This is a genomic window from Betaproteobacteria bacterium (genome assembly GCA_016194905.1).
Classification (GTDB): Bacteria; Pseudomonadota; Gammaproteobacteria; order Burkholderiales; family JACQAP01; genus JACQAP01.
This window is the reverse complement of record JACQAP010000005.1, coordinates 70,668-90,535: the sequence shown is the minus strand read 5'-3', so window position 1 is coordinate 90,535 and position 19,868 is coordinate 70,668. Positions and strand designations below refer to the sequence as shown.

General features: G+C 59.4%; 22 protein-coding genes. 13 read left to right on the top strand and 9 right to left on the bottom strand.

Annotated elements, in window-relative coordinates:
• Window positions 1-156: 156 nt before the first annotated feature.
• The 4 genes from HY067_01625 (at window position 157) to HY067_01610 (ending at window position 4,322) form a co-directional block, all read left to right on the top strand.
• Window positions 157-357 (top strand): type II toxin-antitoxin system VapB family antitoxin, encoded by a 201-nt coding sequence (locus HY067_01625; protein ID MBI3526647.1) that lies wholly within the window; start codon window positions 157-159, stop codon window positions 355-357.
• A 347-nt stretch (window positions 358-704) separates the two neighbouring features.
• A complete protein-coding gene (locus tag HY067_01620) occupies window positions 705-2,225 on the top strand; it encodes a sugar ABC transporter ATP-binding protein (protein ID MBI3526646.1) in 1,521 nt (506 codons plus the stop codon).
• Between the two features lie 55 nt (window positions 2,226-2,280).
• Entirely contained in the window at window positions 2,281-3,276 is a 996-nt protein-coding gene (locus tag HY067_01615) for an ABC transporter permease (GenBank protein MBI3526645.1), read from the top strand.
• Between the two features lie 101 nt (window positions 3,277-3,377).
• Window positions 3,378-4,322, top strand: coding sequence for an ABC transporter substrate-binding protein (locus HY067_01610; protein ID MBI3526644.1), 945 nt, complete (start codon window positions 3,378-3,380; stop codon window positions 4,320-4,322).
• Between the two features lie 358 nt (window positions 4,323-4,680).
• Here the strand turns inward: HY067_01610 and HY067_01605 are convergent, their stop codons facing one another.
• The 4 genes from HY067_01605 to HY067_01590 all read right to left on the bottom strand — a co-directional run bounded on the left by HY067_01605 (window position 4,681) and on the right by HY067_01590 (window position 8,260).
• Window positions 4,681-4,857: a hypothetical protein gene (locus HY067_01605; GenBank protein ID MBI3526643.1), complete on the bottom strand. Its 177-nt coding sequence runs from the start codon at window positions 4,855-4,857 to the stop codon at window positions 4,681-4,683.
• A gap of 166 nt (window positions 4,858-5,023) precedes the next feature.
• The gene (locus tag HY067_01600; protein ID MBI3526642.1) at window positions 5,024-5,566 is read right to left on the bottom strand and encodes a hypothetical protein; all 543 of its coding nucleotides are present in this window, start codon (window positions 5,564-5,566) and stop codon (window positions 5,024-5,026) included.
• Between the two features lie 89 nt (window positions 5,567-5,655).
• A complete protein-coding gene (locus tag HY067_01595; GenBank protein MBI3526641.1) occupies window positions 5,656-6,963 on the bottom strand; it encodes an amidohydrolase in 1,308 nt (435 codons plus the stop codon).
• Window positions 6,964-7,261: 298 nt separating this feature from the next.
• Window positions 7,262-8,260: an NADP-dependent oxidoreductase gene (locus HY067_01590; protein MBI3526640.1), complete on the bottom strand. Its 999-nt coding sequence runs from the start codon at window positions 8,258-8,260 to the stop codon at window positions 7,262-7,264.
• Window positions 8,261-8,392: 132 nt separating this feature from the next.
• On the opposite strand from HY067_01590, the gene HY067_01585 reads away from it, so the two are divergent.
• From HY067_01585 to HY067_01575, 3 genes are all read left to right on the top strand, one after another.
• Entirely contained in the window at window positions 8,393-8,719 is a 327-nt protein-coding gene (locus HY067_01585; GenBank protein MBI3526639.1) for a DUF1330 domain-containing protein, read from the top strand.
• A 28-nt stretch (window positions 8,720-8,747) separates the two neighbouring features.
• Window positions 8,748-9,683, top strand: a complete 936-nt coding sequence (locus HY067_01580; protein ID MBI3526638.1) for a 2-hydroxyacid dehydrogenase — start codon at window positions 8,748-8,750, stop codon at window positions 9,681-9,683.
• A 244-nt stretch (window positions 9,684-9,927) separates the two neighbouring features.
• On the top strand, window positions 9,928-10,299 hold the full coding sequence (locus HY067_01575) for a cupin domain-containing protein (protein MBI3526637.1): 372 nt from the start codon (window positions 9,928-9,930) through the stop codon (window positions 10,297-10,299).
• A gap of 7 nt (window positions 10,300-10,306) precedes the next feature.
• On the opposite strand, the gene HY067_01570 is transcribed toward HY067_01575, so the two are convergent.
• From HY067_01570 to HY067_01550, 5 genes are all read right to left on the bottom strand, one after another.
• Window positions 10,307-10,867 (bottom strand): outer membrane beta-barrel protein, encoded by a 561-nt coding sequence (locus HY067_01570; GenBank protein ID MBI3526636.1) that lies wholly within the window; start codon window positions 10,865-10,867, stop codon window positions 10,307-10,309.
• Entirely contained in the window at window positions 10,864-11,310 is a 447-nt protein-coding gene (locus HY067_01565) for an SRPBCC family protein (GenBank protein ID MBI3526635.1), read from the bottom strand. The genes HY067_01570 and HY067_01565 overlap by 4 nt, the downstream gene beginning before the upstream one ends.
• A 10-nt stretch (window positions 11,311-11,320) precedes the next feature.
• The gene (locus tag HY067_01560) at window positions 11,321-11,761 is read right to left on the bottom strand and encodes an SRPBCC family protein (protein ID MBI3526634.1); all 441 of its coding nucleotides are present in this window, start codon (window positions 11,759-11,761) and stop codon (window positions 11,321-11,323) included.
• A gap of 233 nt (window positions 11,762-11,994) precedes the next feature.
• Window positions 11,995-12,825 carry a phosphoenolpyruvate hydrolase family protein gene (locus HY067_01555; GenBank protein MBI3526633.1) on the bottom strand — a complete coding sequence of 277 codons (831 nt, stop codon included), beginning with the start codon at window positions 12,823-12,825 and terminating at the stop codon, window positions 11,995-11,997.
• 18 nt (window positions 12,826-12,843) lie between these two features.
• Window positions 12,844-14,037 (bottom strand): Tm-1-like ATP-binding domain-containing protein, encoded by a 1,194-nt coding sequence (locus HY067_01550; protein MBI3526632.1) that lies wholly within the window; start codon window positions 14,035-14,037, stop codon window positions 12,844-12,846.
• Window positions 14,038-14,218: 181 nt separating this feature from the next.
• On the opposite strand from HY067_01550, the gene HY067_01545 reads away from it, so the two are divergent.
• The 6 genes from HY067_01545 to HY067_01520 all read left to right on the top strand — a co-directional run bounded on the left by HY067_01545 (window position 14,219) and on the right by HY067_01520 (window position 19,848).
• Window positions 14,219-14,968, top strand: coding sequence for a TetR/AcrR family transcriptional regulator (locus tag HY067_01545; protein MBI3526631.1), 750 nt, complete (start codon window positions 14,219-14,221; stop codon window positions 14,966-14,968).
• A 125-nt stretch (window positions 14,969-15,093) separates the two neighbouring features.
• Window positions 15,094-16,407: an extracellular solute-binding protein gene (locus tag HY067_01540; GenBank protein ID MBI3526630.1), complete on the top strand. Its 1,314-nt coding sequence runs from the start codon at window positions 15,094-15,096 to the stop codon at window positions 16,405-16,407.
• A gap of 122 nt (window positions 16,408-16,529) precedes the next feature.
• Window positions 16,530-17,423 (top strand): sugar ABC transporter permease, encoded by an 894-nt coding sequence (locus HY067_01535; protein MBI3526629.1) that lies wholly within the window; start codon window positions 16,530-16,532, stop codon window positions 17,421-17,423.
• 1 nt (window position 17,424) lies between these two features.
• Complete coding sequence (locus HY067_01530; GenBank protein ID MBI3526628.1) at window positions 17,425-18,384, top strand: carbohydrate ABC transporter permease; 960 nt, start codon at window positions 17,425-17,427, stop codon at window positions 18,382-18,384.
• Between the two features lie 118 nt (window positions 18,385-18,502).
• Window positions 18,503-18,694 carry a hypothetical protein gene (locus HY067_01525; protein ID MBI3526627.1) on the top strand — a complete coding sequence of 64 codons (192 nt, stop codon included), beginning with the start codon at window positions 18,503-18,505 and terminating at the stop codon, window positions 18,692-18,694.
• Entirely contained in the window at window positions 18,694-19,848 is a 1,155-nt protein-coding gene (locus HY067_01520) for a Gfo/Idh/MocA family oxidoreductase (GenBank protein ID MBI3526626.1), read from the top strand. The genes HY067_01525 and HY067_01520 overlap by 1 nt, the downstream gene beginning before the upstream one ends.
• Window positions 19,849-19,868: the final 20 nt, after the last annotated feature.

Sequence of the window (19,868 nt, the reverse complement as noted above, 5' to 3'; positions counted from 1 at the left end):
CAGCCCGGTTATGACCGAAGGTCGGTATCCTCTGGAACCCTTTAGGGATCCCTTGGGAATCTTCGGAATCCCGCAGGCACCTCACCTCGCTGAAGGCATCGCGGTACACAGCCGGCTGTGTAGAATGGATGGGTGAGTCTGAAAGGAGGCTGGCAAATGGCTACGAATCTGGAACTGGATGACAAGCTCATCGAGACGGCGCGCAAGCTAGGCGGTCACAAGACCAAACGTGAGGCCGTCAGCCGCGCACTGGAAGAGTATGTCCAGTGGCTCAAGCAACAGGCAATCGTCTCTGAATTCGGCAAGATAGATTACGACCCCAAGTACGATAACAAAATGCAACGCAAAGTTGCGTGAAAGGCCTGGTCGATACCTCGGTCGTGTTTTCTTTCACATCATGTTCGAGGTCCGAAGTACGAGTGAAAGCACGTCTTACTGAGTCCTGAGTCCAGTGTTCTAAATCCCGCTTTTCCCTCAGTCCCGAGTCCCGCTCTTACTTGTGTTACGGTACTTGCGACATTCACGGCATAGCAATCGCTATGCTCACTGGGTAGAATCCCTGACCTGCTAGCCGTCCGCCGGTATTGTGATTTTCTTCTCCAGTGCCATACTGTGTTTACCGAACATTATGCACACTGCAGTCCTGAGTTCCGAGAGTTCCCTGAGAGTTTCGTAAACGAGTTGACCATTTCAGAGGCCAGTCTGTGATCCCCCTTGTCTCGATCCAGCACCTGAGCAAGTCCTTTCCGGGCGTGCGTGCCCTGAATAGCTGTCGCTTTGACCTGGTGGCCGGTGAAGTGCATGCCCTGATGGGGGAGAACGGCGCGGGTAAATCGACCCTCATGAAAGTGCTTGCGGGGGTGTACCAGAAAGACGAGGGTGAGATTCGCATTGATGGGCAATTGGTGGATATTCCAAGCCCGCATGCAGCGCAGGCCCTTGGCATCGGCATCATCCATCAGGAACTCAACCTGATGAACCACCGCAGCGTGGCGCAGAACATATTCATCGGACGCGAGCCTCGGGGGCGATTGGGCGTGTTCATCGACACGCAGAAGATGGATCAGGACACCCGGAAAATTTTCGAACGCCTGCACCTGAATCTGGACCCGCGTACCCCCGTGGGTGACCTGACTGTGGCCAGGCAGCAGATGGTGGAAATTGCCAAGGCCTTGTCGTTTGAATCTCGGGTCCTCATCATGGATGAGCCCACCGCAGCCTTGAACAATGCCGAAATCGATGATCTGTTTCGCATCATCCGCCAGCTAAAAAGCCAGGGTGTCGGTATTGTCTACATCTCGCACAAGATGGATGAGCTGAAAAAAATTTCGGACCGCGTGACGGTGATGCGGGACGGCCAGTACATTGGCACGGTGCCCACCGCGAGCACCAGCATGGACACCATCATCAGCATGATGGTGGGGCGACCTCTGTTTGAAAGCGAAGGCCCGGTTGCGCCCGCCATGGACCATGAGGTGGTGCTGGAGGTGCGCAATCTGAACCGCGGCCGGACCATCAAGGATGTGAACTTTGTGGTGCGCAGAGGCGAGATTTTGAGTTTCGCCGGGCTGATGGGGGCAGGGCGCACGGAAGTGGCGCGCGCCGTATTTGGCGCGGACAAAATGGACTCTGGTGAAATCCGGGTTCGGGGCGAAAAGGTATCCATCCATAGCCCGGCGGATGCTGTGCAGCGGGGTATTGGCTACCTCTCGGAAGACCGCAAGCACTTTGGCCTGGCCACGGGCATGGATGTGGAGTCCAACATCGTTCTGGCCAGCATGCGGCGGTTTTTGTCGCTGGGTTTTTTCCTCAAGCGCCCGGCCATCCGTGACACTGCTGCAAACTTAGTCAAACGACTGGGGATCAAGACACCATCGGTGTCGCAAAAGGTGTCCCTGCTGTCGGGTGGAAACCAGCAAAAGATCGTGATTGCCAAATGGCTGGTACGGGATTGCGAAATTCTTTTTTTTGATGAACCCACACGCGGCATCGATGTGGGAGCCAAAAGCGAGATTTACAAGTTGCTGAATGCGCTGGCCGAGCAAGGGCGCGCCATTGTCATGATTTCGTCCGAGCTGCCCGAGGTACTGCGCTTGAGCCACCGCATTCTGGTGATGTGCGAAGGCCGCGTTACCGGTGAAATGCCAGCCTTGGGTGCCACCCAGGAGCAGATCATGCAACTGGCTACCCAGCGCGAATCCATGGTGAGTGCCGCTGCGCACTGATGGCCTGTACCCTGTCAATCGCTAATTCGAAAAACGCATGAACGGAACATCACCCATGTCTGGTTCCACTGCATTGCGGCGACTTAAGGACGCTGTCTTCAGCCCCAGCACCCGGCAAAAACTGCTGGCGTTTGCCAGCCTGATGGGGTTGATGCTTTTCTTTAGCATGGCGTCCCCCAGTTTTATGCAAACCGACAACATGGTGGGCATCTTGCAATCCACAGCGGTCAATGGTGTCCTGGCTATTGCCTGTACTTTTGTCATCATCACTGGTGGGATTGATTTGTCGGTAGGCACGCTCATGACATTTTGCGCGGTCATGGCGGGCGTGTTCCTGACCTACTGGGGTTTGCCGTTTTATGTGGGCGTTGCGGCAGCCATTTTCTTTGGCGCGTTTTCGGGATTTGTCTCGGGCGCGCTGATTGCCAAGCTGAAAATCCCGCCATTCATCGCCACGCTGGGCATGATGCTGCTGCTCAAGGGTTTGTCGCTGGTGATCTCGGGTACCAAGCCGATCTATTTCAATGACACGCCCGAGTTCCCCGGCATTTCGCAGGATTCGCTCATTGGCTATTTTCTGCCCGACCTGCCCATTCCCAACGCGGTGCTGATTCTGTTTGTGGTGGCGGTTGTGTCCAGTTTGATACTGAATAAAACGGTGCTGGGCAGCTACACCTTTGCCCTGGGCAGCAACGAAGAAGCCGTGCGGCTCTCGGGCGTGAACGTCGATCGCTGGAAAATTATCATTTACTCGTTCAGTGGTGCCATTTGTGGCGTTGCGGGTCTGCTGATCGCCTCGCGTCTCAATTCAGCGCAGCCGGCGTTGGGGCAGGGCTACGAGCTCGAAGCCATCGCCGCCGTGGTCATCGGTGGCACCTCGCTCAGTGGTGGCGCGGGAACGATATTGGGGACCATCATCGGCGCCTTCATCATGAGTGTACTGACCAATGGCCTGCGCATTCTGTCAGTCGCGCAGGAGTGGCAAACTGTAGTGACCGGCGTGATAATCATCTTGGCCGTCTACGCCGACATTCTGCGCAAACGCAAATAGTTTTTGTCCATTTCTTGAAAAGGAGATTCGTTGCCGGCTACGCGTCCGTTTCGTGATCTTTTAATAGCCAAATAAGTAACTTCGTGAGGAGACATAAAATGATTTCGAAGAGAAAAATATTGAGCATGGCCATCGGCCTCGGTCTGTCCGTCGGACTCGCCGGACCAGGTTTTGCAGCCGAGGAGACCTACATTCCCCTGATATCCAAAGGCTTTCAGCACCAGTTCTGGCAAGCCGTGAAGGCGGGCGCGGAACAGGCCGCCAAGGATTACAAAGTGAAGGTGACCTTTGAAGGCCCTGAGACCGAAGCCATGGTCGACAAACAGATCGACATGCTCTCGGCGGCGCTGGCCAAAAAGCCCAAGGCACTGGGTTTTGCCGCGCTGGACAGCAAGGCTGCGATCCCGCTGCTGAAGAAAGCCCAGGCGGCCAAAATTCCGGTCGTGGCTTTTGACTCCGGCGTGGACAGCGACATTCCTGTGACCACCGCTACGACAGACAACCTTGCAGCGGCGGGCTTGGCCGCCGACAAAATGGCCGAGCTGATTGGCAAGGCCGGTGAAGTGGCAGTAGTCGTGCACGACCAGACCAGCCGTACCGGCATTGACCGTCGCGATGGTTTTTTGAACCGCATCAAATCGACCTACCCGAACATCAAGGTGGTGAGTGTTCAATATGGCGGTGGCGATCAGTTGAAGTCGACTGAAATCACCAAGTCCATTTTGCAGGCGAACCCCAATATCAAGGGTATGTTTGGTGCCAATGAAGGTTCCGCTATCGGGGTGCTGAATGGTGCCAAGGAAATGAAACGCAAAATTGTGATCATCGGTTACGACTCTGGCAAGCAGCAGAAGGCTGCGATCAGCGACGGTTCCATGGCCGGTGCCATTACCCAAAACCCGGTGGGTATTGGTTACAAAACCGTTGAGGCCGCGGTCAAAGCGCTCAAAGGCGAGAAGTTGCCCAAAATCATTGATACCGGCTTCTACTGGTACGACAAGACGAACATCAAAGATCCCAAGATCGCCGCGGTTCTTTACGACTGATCGTGAACGGATGAAGGGCTCTGCAACTCTTGTTGGGCCCTTCATTTTTTCCCTGTATGCGTATTCACTGTGAAGAAATAGCATCATCCCTCAGCAATCACGCGGTGATAGTTGGGCACGTCGTCCCGGTTTATCTGACCGTGCAGCGGGTGTGATCCGCCCTATGCTTGCTATCAGGCGGCACCGTTATTCAGCAGGTGGATTCAACATCTAACTGCACCACTTGATCGCGGGTAGGACACGGCGGGTGTTTGGCAGTGTGAGAAGTGCGACCCACCCACCTACCGGGAGCAACCCACCACGCCCTATGTGCGGCTTAAGCCGGAAGAGCGCTACGAGATCGGGGCGTATACGCACGTCAGGCGTCCAGAACCAACTGCGTTTGGGTCACGACTGCACATAGCTTCCCTTCCTCCGACGTAATCTTTGTTTGCCAAACCATTACGCGATTCGCGGTCACTTCGCTTAGCTGCACGCCCATGAGTCCTGGAAACAGCGGCTCGAGCAGTTCTTGAATTGAAGCGGCACTATTCAAGTTGTCTCCTTCAATATAATGCCTAACGGAGAAGGCTCAGCCTAACCCAACGGACTGTCGCGCGGGAGGCGATAGCCGCGGTGGATCGAACTCGTTGAGGTATCCATGCGGCCCTTGCATCAGCTCCAGTTCAACTTGACGATGCCCAGGCGGCGTCTGCCCGCCGTTACTTCTTCTCGCCACCATTTTTCTGAGCGTGGTGTGCCTTGCACTCCGGCGACAATTGGGCTTCGTGTTTCTTCATGCATTCCGCCATGCGTCCTTCGCCCGGCTGAACGTCCTTGCAGAAGCGTTCCATGTCTTTCATGCAGGGATGATGGCTTTCCGCTTCAGAGATTTTCGCGCGACAGCCGCCGGAAAGTTTGTCATTGTGCTCGGCCAGGCAACGCATGATGCGCCCCTGTCCTGGTTGCACCCCCTTGCAGAGAGTCTCGGCATCTGTCTTGCACGCTTCTGCGAATTCCTTGACTTCCTCACGGGCCTCGGCAATTCGCTCCCGGCACCCCGGCGACAGTTCCGACTCGTGTTGTTTCAGGCAGGCTGCTATACGCCCGCCTCCCGCCTGAACGCCCTTGCACAGCTTTTGCACGTCCGTCCGACATGCTCCGGGCCTTTCCTTCTCTTCCGCCTGCGCTGCGGACATTATGAAAAGTCCGCCGATGACGAGCAGATACGCGCCGAGGATTCGCTTCATGATCGATGCCTCCATAAATTGGTCGGCCAATCACCGACAGGAGCTAAACGGTCGCCCCGCCCGCAACGTTGACGACCGGGGGGCAAATACAGCGCCGGACAGCGCTAGGGCTTCTGCGTCAGGAAATCCACCGCCAACGCCGCGAGCGACCGTGCGCCCTGCAGCAGCCCCGATTCATCGATGGTGAAACGAGGCGAATGATTCGGCGCGGCCTTGGCCATGTCCTGGTCCTTGGGCGTGATGCCGACGAAGTAGAACATGCCCGGCACCTGTTGCTGGAAGTAGGAGAAATCCTCGGCGACCATCACACGCTGGTTCATCCTCGATCCGCCCTCGCCGCCGATGCGCTTCAGGGTCGGCAGCATCTTTTCCGTCAGCGCCGGATCGTTGACGGTCACCGGGACGGCCTTGTCGATTCTGACCTCGGCCTGCGCATTGTTCGCATCGGCAATGGATTCCGCAATGTGTTTGATGCGCGCATGGACGTCCTGGCGCATCTCTTCGTCGAAGGTGCGGATGGTGCCGGTCATCTCGACCTGGTCGGGAATGATGTTCTTGCGCGTGCCGCCATGGATGGTGGCGACGGTGACGACAGCCGGTTCCTTGGAGACGTCGATTTGTCTCGCGACGATGTTCTGCAATCCACCGATGATCTGAGCCGAAGTGACGACCGGGTCGATGCCCGACCACGGCCAGGCACCGTGCGTCTGCTTGCCTTTCACGGAGATGTAGAGCCAGTCCGCGCTCGCCATCAGCGGGCCGGCGCGGTAGGTGATCATGCCTGCGGGAATCCCGGAGATCACGTGCAGGCCGAAGATCGCATCGGGTTTCGGGTTCTCCAGCGCGCCGTCCTTGATCACCAGCGGCGCGCCGCCTTCTTCCCCGGGAGGCGGGCCTTCCTCGGCCGGCTGGAAAATGAATTTGACGCTGCCGGGGAGCTGGTCGCGCACGCTCGCCAGCACCTCCGCCACGCCCATGAGGATAGCCATGTGGGCATCGTGACCGCAGGCATGCATCACGCCGACCTGCTGGCCGATGTATTCAGTTTTCACTGTGGACTTGAACGGCACGTCCACTTCCTCGACGACGGGCAGCGCGTCCATGTCGGAGCGCAACGCGACGACCCGTCCCGGCTTGCCGCCCTTGAGCAGCCCGACCACTCCGGTATGGGCGACCCCGGTCCGCACTTCCATGCCGAGCTTGCGCAAATGCGCCGCGATCAGCTCGCCGGTGCGGATTTCCCGGTTCGACAACTCGGGATGCTCATGAATGTCGCGCCGCCAGGCGATCACCTTGGGTTCGATGGCGCGGATGCGCTGATCCACCACGGTCGCGAGGTCGCCGGCTTGCGCCGGGGACAGCGAAATCGAGAGGCCAAGAACGAGCATGCTGCACGGAATGAGGCGATTCATCGTTGCGCTCCGGAACAGGAAATGGGTCGTGCAATGATAAGCTAACCGCGCTGCTGTTTCCGCTGTTGCTCTGGCTGTTCGGTGGCCGTTAGAAAAACTCAACCTCAACGCAAAGACGCAAAGAGCGCAAAAGACGCAAAGGGAACCGGAACAAACTAGAGCGGGCAGCAGAATCAGCCAGTGGTGCATCAAGTGCCAGCAGAAATCGCACCCAATTTCTCTTTGCCACGCCTCGTTTTTCTTTGCGTCCTTTGCGCCTTTGCGTCGAGGTGTTGATCTGGACTCAGGTATGAACAACTCAGGCGAGCTTGACGAGTTGCTTGCCGAGGTTCTGTCCCTTGAGCAGTCCCATGAACGCCTTCGGCGCATTCTGCAGGCCATCGGCGACGGTTTCGTGGTATTGGATTTTGCCCTGCGAAACCCATTTCGCCAATTGCGATACGGCTCTGATGTACAAGTCCTGCCGGTCGAAGACGATGAAGCCCTGCAGCCTGACCCGGTTCACCAGCAGGGCACGCATCATCTTCGTGCCGTAGGCCTCGGTCGCGTTGTAGTCGGAGATCATGCCGCACAGCGCCACGCGCGAAAAAGGATTCAGCACCCGGAACGCGGCGTCCATGACTTCGCCGCCGACGTTCTCGAAATAATTGTCCACGCCGTTCGGACACGCTGCCTTCAGGTCGTCGATGAGCTTGCCCGCCTTGTAGTCGACGCAGGCATCGAAGCCGAGTTCCTTGACGGCGTATTCGCATTTCTTCGCGCCGCCGGCAATGCCCACCGCGCGGCAGCCCTGCAGTTTCGCAAGCTGTCCAACCACGCCGCCGACCGCGCCGCTTGCAGCGGATACCAGAACGGTTTCACCAGCCTTGGGTGCGCAATACTCCAGCAGGCCGATCCACGCCGTTGCACCCGGCATGCCGCAGACGCCCAGATAGGCCGACAAAGGCACGAGCTTGGGATCCACCACGGTCAACCCGTCGCCGTTGGAGAGGGCGTAAAGCTGCCAGCCGAGGGCACCCACGACATGGTCGCCGACCTTGAATTTGGGATTATTCGACTCGACGACCTGGCCGACCGTGCCGCCGACCATGACTTCGCCGATCTCGACGTATTTGCTGTAGGACTTCACCGCGTTCATGCGCCCGCGCATGTACGGGTCGAGCGACAGCCACAGGTTTTTCACCAGGACTTCGCCGGGTCCGGGTTTCGGTACATCCGTCTCGACGATTTTGAAATTCGATTCCTCGACCGGGCCGGTGGGGCGGCTCGCGAGCACCACCTGGATGTTCTTTGCCATACTGTCCTCCTATGAAAGAATAGCTTGTGGCGTGCCATTCTACCGGAGCGCTTCTTCCTACCGGGGCGCCGCTCCCTACCGTCGCGTCGCTCATACCGTCGCGTCGCTCCATATTTCCTTGCGGAGTTTGCGATGATCTATGCGTTGAACGTTTTCAATCTGATTCCCGGCAAGGAGGACGACTACCGGGACTACAGCGTCAAGGCGGGAAAGATCATTTACCGGCTGGGTGGGAAGGTGGTCAGTGCCGGCGAAGGGCCGCTGCGCGAGTTGCACGGGGATCGCACGCGCCGGCAGATGATCGTGGTCGAATTCCCCAGCGTCGAGGTTTTCGAGCAGTTCATCGACGAGGCGGAGACCCAGAACATCCACCCCCTGCGCGAGGACTCGACAACGGACTACATCTGGACGCTGTACGAACCCTGGGACCTGAGGAAATGGGTAAACTCCGGCCGGTGAAATCACCGACGACAGGGACAGCAAAACCATGAAACCCGATCTGCTGCTGATCTGCCCGCTGTTCCCCGCCACCATGACGCAACTCGACGCGGCGTACACGGTGCACCGCTATTACCAGGCCGCCGACCGGGAAGCGTTCGTGACTGGCCTTGCGGACCGCGTGACCGCGGTGGCGACCGCCGGTCACGAGGGCATGCCCGTGGCGCTGATGAAAAGGTTCCCAAAACTGAAGATCATTTCCTGCTTCGGCGTCGGCGTCGACGGCATCGACGTGCCGGCTGCACGAAAACTCGGCATCGCGGTGACCAATACACCGGAGGTGCTCACGGAATGCGTCGCCGACAATGCGCTGGTATTGCTGCTCGCCACGATGCGGCGCACGGTGTTCAACGACAAATTCGTCCGCGCCGGAAACTGGCTCAAAGGCGGTGCGCCGCTGGCGGAAAAAGTCTCGGGTAGTCGCTTGGGCATCATCGGACTCGGGCGCATCGGCAAGGCCATCGCGAAACGCGCGGAAGCATTCGGCATGAAGGTCGCCTATCACAGCCGCAACCGCCAGCCCGGCGTTGCGTATGACTATTACGCCAAGCCGGTCGACCTGGCGCGCGACGTCAGAATTCTGATCGTCGCCTGCCCGGGCGGCAAGGAAACGGAGCACATCGTCAGCCGTGAAGTGATCGACGCGCTCGGCAAGGATGGCTATCTGGTCAACGTTTCGCGCGGATCGACCGTCGATGAGCCCGCAATGGTCGACGCGCTGGTCAATGGCCGTCTTGCCGGGGCCGGCCTCGATGTATTCGTCGCCGAGCCCAAAGTTCCCGATGCGCTGCTCAAGCTCGACAATGTCGTGCTGCAGCCGCATGTTTCGAGCGGCACGCATTGGACGCGCGCCGCCATGGGTCAGCTTGTTGTCGACAATCTCGCAGCCTACTTTGCAGGCAAGCCGTTGCTGACCCAGGTTTAGTGTCCTGTTCCGCTGATTCGTGGCTGAAAACCCGACGAGAATCGGCGCCATGCTGTGTTACGAGTCCTCGCCGTGGGGCCCGCCACTGTCGAGGACTCGCGCCTTGCCTGACACCGATTTCGCGGGTTTTCCGATCGAAGTTGGATTGCTGTCATGTGGACATAAAGAATTGACTTCCATGGTTTGTGAGTTGCCCCACGAATCAGCGGAATAGGACACTGGCGAAAAAAACCGGAGGACGATCATGACCGCACGCACACCCGACTGGAAAGCCGAAAGCGAATTGAAACCGCGTTCGTCGCGCTACGTCAGGATGGATGCGCTGCCGTGGCGGCCGACGCCTTTCGCCGGTGTGGAAATCAAAGTCCTGCTGGAAGACAAGGACACCGGGTTGATGACCAGCATCACGCGCATGGCGCCCGGTGCGGTGCTGCCGCTTCACGAGCATGCGGACGTCGAGCAGACCTATGTACTGGAAGGACGTTTGGTCGATGACGAGGGTGAAGTCAAAGCCGGGGAGTATGTATGGCGGCCGGCAGGAAGCACCCACGTCGCAACGGCACCCGAGGGTGCTTTGCTGCTGGGAATGTTCCTGCGGCCGAACCGTTTTTTGTAACTGTGGATCAGAACTGGTAGAACGCACTGATCGTCATCATGTGCGCGTTATCCAACTGGTCGATGTCGATCTTTTCGTACTCGGCGCGCACACCCACGCCGGCCACCGTAAACCAGATGCCGACGCCGTATACCGGCGCAGTGCCGTCGTAATCGTTGCGGATGCCGCCGATGTTCTTCTGCAGCTTGTAATTCATCCCGCCCACTCGACCGAACAGGTCGACGGGGCCGATTCCCATCCCCGCCAGGACGCCGTAGTCGAGGCCGCGAGCCTTGTATTCCACTGGCACGCCAGTTGTCGAGCCGTCCGGTTTCCCGAGGTCACGATAACCCACTTCATCTGCGAATTTCAGAAGTGGAATGAAGTCGAGGTGATAGCCGACAAAGGCCTTGCCGGCTTTGGCCGACTCGTCGAACGACACTCCGCCAGGATTCCCGGCACTGTCCTCGATGTTCGATTTACCAATCCCGCCGCCGATATAAATTCCGCTGTCGGCATGGGCCGCCATGACAGGGAGACCCGCGGCGAAAACCAGTGAGGCGAGGATGATCGGTTTGCGATGGTTCATGACGGACTCCTGAAGATGTCATTGAGGATCTCGAAGGCCTTGCCGAACGTGTCATTGCCAACGGCATTCACCACCTCGGCCTCGTCATCGTTGGTGACTTTGAATTCCGCAGTCCAGATTCCAACGGTTTTGTCGCCGACAGTGACCGGGTAGAGCGTGAGCTGCGCGACATAGCCCTCGACCGGCAGTGGTGATGTGAGGATGCAGTAGCGGAAGCTGTGTTCGACGTCAGACAGCTCGAGCAGCCGCTCGCGGATGGTGCCGCCGCCACCAGCGATGTCGAAGTTGCGCACGCAGCCGATGCGATCGCTCGGCAACCCGCCTTCGATGTGGCTGCGCGAAAACTTCGGATGCCATTCGGGCAGGTTGTTGAAGTCGCGCACCTTGGCCCAGACTTTTTCCACCCGGGCGTCGATCACCGCACTGACGAATATCTTGGTCATGATGTTCTCCTCAGCGGGCCAGCAGTTTGTCGATCGCCGCGAAACCGGCCACGAAGACGTTGTCACCGATGTCGTCGGCGGTCACCTGCGGTGGTCCCGAAGTCACGTCGAACACCGCCCACCACTCGGCGAAGGTTCGGTTTTCCATGGTAATCGGCGTGAAGCGCATCGCCGCCATGTAGTTCGCCACCGGCATCGGTGAAACCAGAATGTTGTAGGTGAACGTTCGTGTGTCATCCGCCAGCGAGAGCAACTGTTCGCGCAACAGGCCGCCGTCGCTCTTTCTGGTGAAGCGGCGCACGCAGCCAACGCGATCGGCCGGCAGGCCGCCTTCGATCTCGCTGGTGGCGATGGCCGGATGCCACTTGGGCAGTCCGTTGAAGTCGCGGACCAGCTTCCAGACCTTGTCTGCGGTCGCGTTGATGATTGCGCTGCGATAGACCTTGATCATTTTCTCTCCTCCTTCTTGAACTGAAATCTAGTTCTTGAACCACGGAGGACACGGAGGACACGGAGGAAAGACAAGAGCAAGGAAAATGCTCGGGCCGGAACGTTTCAGTGGCTGATGACCCGTGATAGCAAAAGCGGGCGGCGCGGATCTGCGAATACTCATACTGTTCTTAGCCCTGATTCGCTCTTCCTCATTTTTTCCTCCGTATCCTCCGTGTCCTCCGTGGTTCATCCTTAGAACTTGATGTTCTTGAACTTGCGGGTCTGTTCGGTGAGTGCGGTTTCGGTCGGCAGGCGTTCCATGCTGCTGGCGCCGTAGAAGCCGTGGCAGTGCTTCGAGCGCTTGAGGACGTAGTCGGCATTCTCCGGCGAGGCGATCGGTCCGCCATGGCAGAGCACGATCACGTCCCTGCGGACTTTCATGGCCGCTTCGGCGATCGCGTCGATTTCCCCGACGCAGGTGTCCAGGTTCTTCGCGCTGGAGGCGCCGATGCTGCCGCCGACAGTCACGCCCATGTGCGCGACCACGATATCCGCGCCGGCCGCGGTCATGGCCTTCGATTCTTCCGCGTTGAATACGTACGGAGTGGTCAGCAGATCCTGTTCGTGCGCCTGCCGGATCATGTCCACTTCGAGTCCGTAGCCCATGCCGGTTTCTTCGAAGCTCGCGCGCATCACGCCATCGAACAGGCCGATGGTCGGAAAGTTCTGCACGCCGGAGAAACCCATGTGCTTCAACTCGGCGAGAAATTGCGGCATCAGCACAAAGGGATCAGTGCCGTTCACGCCGGCCAGCACCGGCGTCTTCTTGACCACCGGCAATACCTCGCGGGCCATTTCCTTGACGATCTCGTTGGCGTTGCCGTAGGCGAGCAGGCCTGCTGCGGAGCCGCGCCCCGCCATGCGGTAGCGCCCGGAGTTGTAGATGATGATCAGGTCGATGCCGCCGGCTTCTTCGCACTTGGCGGATAGCCCGGTGCCGGCGCCGCCGCCGACGATCGGCACGCGGCGCGCCACCATATCCAGAAACTTCTCCAGGATTTTCCTTCTTTCGATTGCGGGCATCGGTTCGATTCCTTTTTCCTATGCGGTTATCTCCCGGAAGTTCTGCACCAATGCGGTGGAAAACGCCGGGTCGTTGATATGGAAGGGCAGACGCGTCAGGCGGCGCGATGCGGTTTGCTGCAATGACTTTTCAAGCGCGTCGAATAGCGCGGCATCGGCCTCGCGATCGTAAAATGTCTGGCCGGGCGCATCCAGTGCCGACACGCCTTTCTCGGGAATCAGAAAGCGGACCGGGCCCGCACAAACATTCAGCTTTTCCGCGATCCATTGGCCGATCTCCCGACATTCTTCGGCTGTGGTGCGCATGAGCGTGACGTTCGGGTTGTGCTTGTAGAGCTTGCGGCCGCGGAAACGCTCCGGCACGGTTTCCATCGCCCAGAAGTTCACCATGTCGAGCGCGCCGACCGAACCGACATAGGGAATCCGGCTGCGGGCGATGGCTCCGAGCCGGTCGGGTCCGGCGGACAGTACGCCGCCGACAAGGTGATCGCAGATCTCGGTCGTAGTGACATCGATGACACCGACCAGCATGCCGCTGTCGGCGAGTTTTTCCATCGACTGGCCGCCGGTGCCTGTTGCGTGAAATACGAAGCAGTCGAATTCCTTGTCGAGCTGCGAAACGATCTGCGTCACGCAGGCCGTGGTGACGCCGAACATCGTCAGACCGATCGCAGTCCTGACCTTCGCATCCGGCAGCGTGTGCATCGCCATTCCGGCCATCGCGTGCGCGGCATTGCCGAGCACGACCCGGCTGATCCGGTTCAACCCCGCGACATCGGTAACCGAATACATCATGGTGATGTCGGTTGCGCCGACAAATTGCCCGACGTCGCCGGCGGCGAGCGTGGAAACCATCAGCTTCGGAACGCCCACCGGCAGCCGGCGCATGCCGGCCGTGACGATCGACGTGCCGCCGCCGCCACCCAGGCCGATCACGCCGGCGATGTCGTCCCGCCGGCTGATGTATTGCGCGAAGGCCTCGCCCATGGCTTCGACCGCCATGCCGCGATCGTCGCCGCCAAGCACGAATCGCGCGCCTCGCGGGTGACACGCGGCGACATCGGCTGCGGCAACGTCGACCGCAATCTGGGGCGTTTTGATGCCGACGTTCACGACGATCGCAGGCGCGCCCGCCGCCTCGACCAGCGACTTGACGTACCGCAATTCCTCGCCTTTGGTATCGGCCGTGCCGACGACATACACGCGCTTCATGGCGTTGCGTGATGGATGAACGGGGGCGGAGAAAGTCGCGCGGCCGCCGATATGCCCACTGCGGCATTCATTGAACTTCCTCCCGCTAGGTGACCGGACTCGCTTTCGCTTGTGCGTCGCAGCGCGAAAAAAAAACGGCGAGTCGACTGTTTTTGTTGTAAGACGCTGGTATCGTAGTGAGATGCTAGTCTCAGGTCAAGAACGGCGTCCCAAGATTCATTCGGATGGCAAGGCGCGGGCCGACAGGGGGCCGCGTGCGCGGATGCGCAAGATCATGCTGGATGCGGCCATGCGCCTGATGCAGGATGGTCTGATTCCATCGGTCAGCGACGTGGCGGGAGCGGCGCAGGTTTCGCGGGCGACGGCTTATCGTTACTTCCCGTCCCAGTCGGCCCTGATTCAGGCTGCAGTGGACGAGGCGCTGGGGCCGATCCTGGCGTGGACATCTGACTCCGGGGATGCGGAGGTCCGGATCACCGAACTGGTGACCTTTGCCTATCCGCGCATGGAGAGTTACGAAGCCACGCTGAAGGCGGCGTTGCGGCTTGCGCTGGATCAGTGGGCGCGCCGGCATGCCGGCTTGTTCGGCGATGAAGCGCCGATGGTGCGCGGGCATCGCATCGGTCTGCTGAATTCCGCGGTACAGCCGTTGAAGGGCCAGTTGGGCCGGCCCGGTTTCGAACGGCTCACGCAAGCGCTCTCGCTGGTGTTCGGAACCGAAGCCTTCGTTGTGCTGAAGGACATCTGGGGTCTGGACCGCAAGCGTGCCGAGGAGGTGGCGTTGTGGACGTGCCACGCGTTGATCCAGGCGGCGGTTGCCGAAGAGGGCAAGACCGTGGCGCGAGTTCCGGCGGCCGCGGGAAAAAGGAAGAATGGCGTGCATACTTCAGGCGCGTTGTTGAAAAGGAAGGCCCGGATAAAGTTAAAGTAGAAACGGCAGTTTGTTGGAACACGGCGACAAGACCGTGGCAGGGTTCGGTGTCGAGGAGCGGCCGGCTGTTTGCGATCCGGGACGGATGGCCGCAATAGCAAAAGACCAATACGGAGGAGCAAACGATGAGCAAGAAAAAATGGTCCGGCCTGCTGGCCGGCGCTGTTTTCGCTCTGGCCTGCAGTTCGGCGCTGGCAGCGGAAAAACTGACCATCCTCTGGGCCCAATGGGACCCGGCGAACTACCTGCAGGAACTGGTCAAGGATTACGAAAAGCAAACCGGCACCAAGGTCGTGATCGAAACGGTGCCATGGCCCGATTTTCAGACTAAGGCTTTCACCGAGTTCAACGCGAAGGGCGATGCCTACGATTTGGTGGTCGGCGATTCCCAGTGGCTCGGTGCAGGCTCGTCCGGCGGCCACTATGTGGATCTGACCAACTTCGTCGTGAAGAACGGGCTTGACAAGAGCATGGCGCCCGCCACGGTTGCGGGTTACGCCGAGTATCCGCCCAGGAGCAAGAAGTACTGGGCAGTGCCTCTGGAAGGCGATGCGACCGGTTGGGCCTATCGCAAGGACTGGTTCGAAGATCCGAAGGAAATGGCCGCCTTCAAGAAGAAGTACGGCTATGACCTGGGAGTGCCGAAGACCTGGGCGCATCTGCACGACATCGCCGAATTCTTCCATCGCCCGGGCGAGAAGCGCTACGGCATCGCGATTTATACCGACAATACATACGATGCCCTTGCAATGGGCTACGAGAACGTGCTGTTCGGCTACGGCGGCGACCTGGGCGATTACTCGACGTACAAAGTGCGCGGCATGGTCAATTCCAAAGAAGCCATCGCAGCCCTGAAGTTCTACAAGGAACTTTACGGATTCACGCCTCCGGGCTGGGGCAAGGTGTTCTTCATGGAAGACAACCAGGCGATCACCGAAGGCCTGGCGGCGATGAGCATGAACTTCTTCGCTTTCTTCCCGGCACTGACGAATCCGGCGACCAACAAGAACGCCAAAGTCACCGGTTATTTCGCTAATCCGGAAGGTCCCACGGGCAAGCGCTTCGCAGCACTCGGCGGCCAGGGCATCTCGATCATCAAATACTCGAAGAAGCAGGCCGAGGCGACGAAGTTCCTGGAGTGGTTCATCAAGGACGACGTGCAAAAGAAGTGGGCCGAGCTGGGCGGCTACACCTGCAATGCCAGCGTGTTGAAATCCGAAGCCTTCCAGAAGGCGACGCCCTACAACAAGGCGTTCTACGAAACCATGTTCATGGTGAAGGATTTCTGGGCCACGGAAGAATATGCGGAACTGCTTGACCAGATGAACAAGCGTCTGCATCCGTTCATTGTCGGCAACAAGGGCACAGCGGAAGAAGCTCTGAACGGCCTTGCCAACGACTGGGAAACGACATTCAAGAAGTACAAGCGCTACAAGTAAGGAGTCCGTCCGGCGGAGGCACTGCCCTCCGCCGGCCTTGTTTGCGCGCGGGAGCCACGGGCACAAAAAAACTGAAGGTCGTTCTGCGGGGACGAATCTTCGCGATGAGGGGAAGGGCGTAAATGATTGCGAGTCTCGATCCTAAGTCTGCGGCGGCAAGACGGGGTTTGAGCGACGTCGCCATACGCAATCTGTTCATCATCCCGACGATCGTGTTTTTGATCGTCTTCAACATCTTTCCGCTGATCTATTCGCTCGGTTATTCGTTCACCGATTTTCGCGCCTCAAGCAACCAGCCCGCGAATTTCATCGGACTCGACAATTACCGGGAACTGCTCGGCGACGAGCACATCTGGAACAACTTTTCTGTCACCGCAAAATATGTGCTGGTATCGGTAGGCGGCCAGGTGCTGGTCGGGTTCGGCGTGGCGCTGCTGCTGAATCGCAGGATTCCCGGCAAAGGGCTGCTCACCACACTGCTGCTGTTACCGATGATGATGTCGATGGCCGTGATAGGCCTGTTCTGGCAACTGCTCTACAGCCCCTCTTGGGGAATTATCAACTACATCCTCGGTCTCGAGGATTTTGCCTGGCTCTCCGATCCCGGTTGGGCGCTCTACGCCGTGGCGCTGACGGACATTTGGATGTGGTCGCCGTTCGTGATGCTGTTATGCCTCGCCGGCTTGTCCGCGATTCCGCAGCATCTGTATGAAGCGGCCGCGATCGATCGCGCCACCAAGTGGTATACGTTCACGCGCATCACGCTGCCGCTGGTGAGTCCGCTGCTGCTGGTCGCAATCATCTTCCGGACGATGGAAGCGTTCAAGACATTCGACCTGGCTTTCATCATGACCAGTCTGGATTCCACCGAGCTGATCGCCATCCGGCTCTACAAGCTCGCTTTTCAGGAGTGGCAGACTGGCCGCTCCTGCGCGCTTGCCTACATCGTGCTGATCATGGTGCTGGCGATAACCAATATTTACGTGAAGTACCTCAACCAGGTGAAGGACCGCTAGCATGGCCGCCGTCCAGTCGAAGCGACACAAGCTCACCAACCGCCTGCTCATCGCACTCGTGTTCGTGGTCCTGTTCCTCTACCTAATTCCGTTGTACTGGATCAGTTCCACCGCATTCAAGCCGCGAAGCGCCGCCACCACCGTGCCGCCCACGGTCTTCTTCCGGCCTGAAATCACACCGTTCGTGAAGCTGTTCACCTCGCGCGTACAGATGCGCGGCGAAGTCGAGCCGGAGGTGTACGAGAAGGCGCCCTGGTACGAGAAGCGGGTATACGACGGTGGCGAGCGCATCATCAAGGACGCCGATGGCAATTTCGAAAGTTCCGGCTACCTGAGCCGCTTTCTGAACAGCGTCATCATCGCGGTGATCAGCACGTTTCTCGCGGTGGCGATGGGCACCTTGACGGCTTACGGCTTCTCGCGTTTCAGGATGCCGGGGGAGCAGGACTGGTTGTTCTTCATCCTGTCGACGCGCATGCTGCCGCCGGTGGTCGTGGCGATCCCGATGTTTCTGATGTATCGCACCGTCGGCCTGGTCGATACGCATATTGGTCTGATCATCCTGTATACCGCATTCAATCTGTCGTTCTCGGTCTGGCTGATGAAAGGATTCATCGACGAAATTCCAATCGAATACGAAGAGGCTGCGCTGGTCGACGGCTACACGCGCATGCAGGCCTTCTTCAGGATCGTGCTGCCGCAGGCGGCGACAGGCATCGCGGCGACCGCGGTGTTCTGTTTTATCACGGCCTGGAATGAGTACGCTTTCGCCTTGATGATGACCAATCGCAGGGCACAGACCGCCCCGCCTTATATCCCGTCCCAACTTGGCTCGGGGTTGACGGACTGGACTGTCATTGCAGCCGGCACCTTCCTGTTCCTGGTACCGGTGGCGGTGTTCACGTTCCTGTTGAGGAAGCATCTGCTGAGAGGCGTGACGTTCGGGGCGATCAGAAAATGACGGGTGAGGCGAAAGGCGTGAGGCGAGAGGCGAACATCCAGCGACGTCGGCGGGTGTTCTTGCCAGTCACTTGTCACCAGTCACCAGTCACCGCGCGCGCGTCTTACGGGAGCGCGCAATGAACTTCCGCGAGCTGAGCAGCCGGGTATTGGAACCCACATCGATCTTCCTGATGATTTTCGGGATCGTCGCGCTGTGCCAGCCGTGGATCGAGGTGCTGCATCGCTACGGCGTCACCATTACGCTGGCCGGGCTGATCGGGTTTTCGGTGTTTTCGAAGATCAAGCCTTTGCCGAAGGAAGACCCGTGATGCGGTTGAGGATGGGCATGGTCGGTGGAGGGCTGGACGCGATGGCGGGCGAATTGCACCGTCATGCCGCCGCGCTGGACAGCCGCGTGGAACTGGTGGCGGGCGCGTTGTCTTCGACTCCCGAACGCTCGCGGGCTGCCGCGAAAGCCTGGGGTCTGGCGCGAGGCTACGGAACCTGGCAGGAAATGCTGGACGCCGAGGAGAAGCTCCCGGCGGCGGAACGCATCGAATTCGTCACGGTGGCGACGCCTAATCATTTGCACGTGCCGGTGTCGGCGGCATTTGCCGAAAGCGGATTTCACGTGGCCTGCGACAAGCCGATCGGCCTCTCGCTGGAAGAGGCCAGGCATTTATGCCGCGTGGTGGAGAAGAGCGGCATCGTGTTCCTGCTGACCCACAACTACACCGGCTATCCGATGGTGAAGCAGGCGCGCCACATGATCGCCGGCGGCGAACTGGGCGACCTGGTCAAGGTGGTCGTCGACTACCCGCAGGGTTGGTTGCTGCAGCCGATCGAGAAACAAGGCCACAAAGGCGCCGCGTGGCGCACGGATCCGTCGAAGTCCGGCGCGGCGGGTTGCCTGGCCGACATCGGATCGCATGCCCAGCACATGATGCACACGGTGACCGGGCTGGAGGTCGAGGAATTGTGCGCGGACTTTGGGCACCTGCACGACCGCAAGGTCGACGACGACATCAGCATTCTGCTGCGCTTCCGCGGCGGCGCGCGGGGCATGCTGTCGGCCTCCCAGGTCATGGCGGGCGAGGAGGGCGGGCCGAATTTCCGCATCTACGGGACGCGCGGCGCGCTCGAATGGAAACAACTGGAACCCGAATCGCTGATTCACCGGCAGCCGGGCCAACCCGTGCGGACGCTGCGGCGCGGTGAGCCGTATCTGTGCGACGCCGCGAAGCGCGCCAGCCGACTTCCGCCCGGCCACCCGGAAGGCTACTACGAAGCGTTCGGCAATCTGTACCGGAACTTCGCCGACGCGATCATCGCCCGCCGCCAGGGTGCCCGCGTGGAGCAGGATTTTCCGACGGCCATCGACGGCGCGCGAACCATGGCCTTCATCGAGACCGCTCTGGAGAGCAATGCCGCCGGCGGCAAGTGGATGCGCGTGAAGGACCACGCGCACCAGCGCACCCGTTAACCATCACCAATCACCGTTTC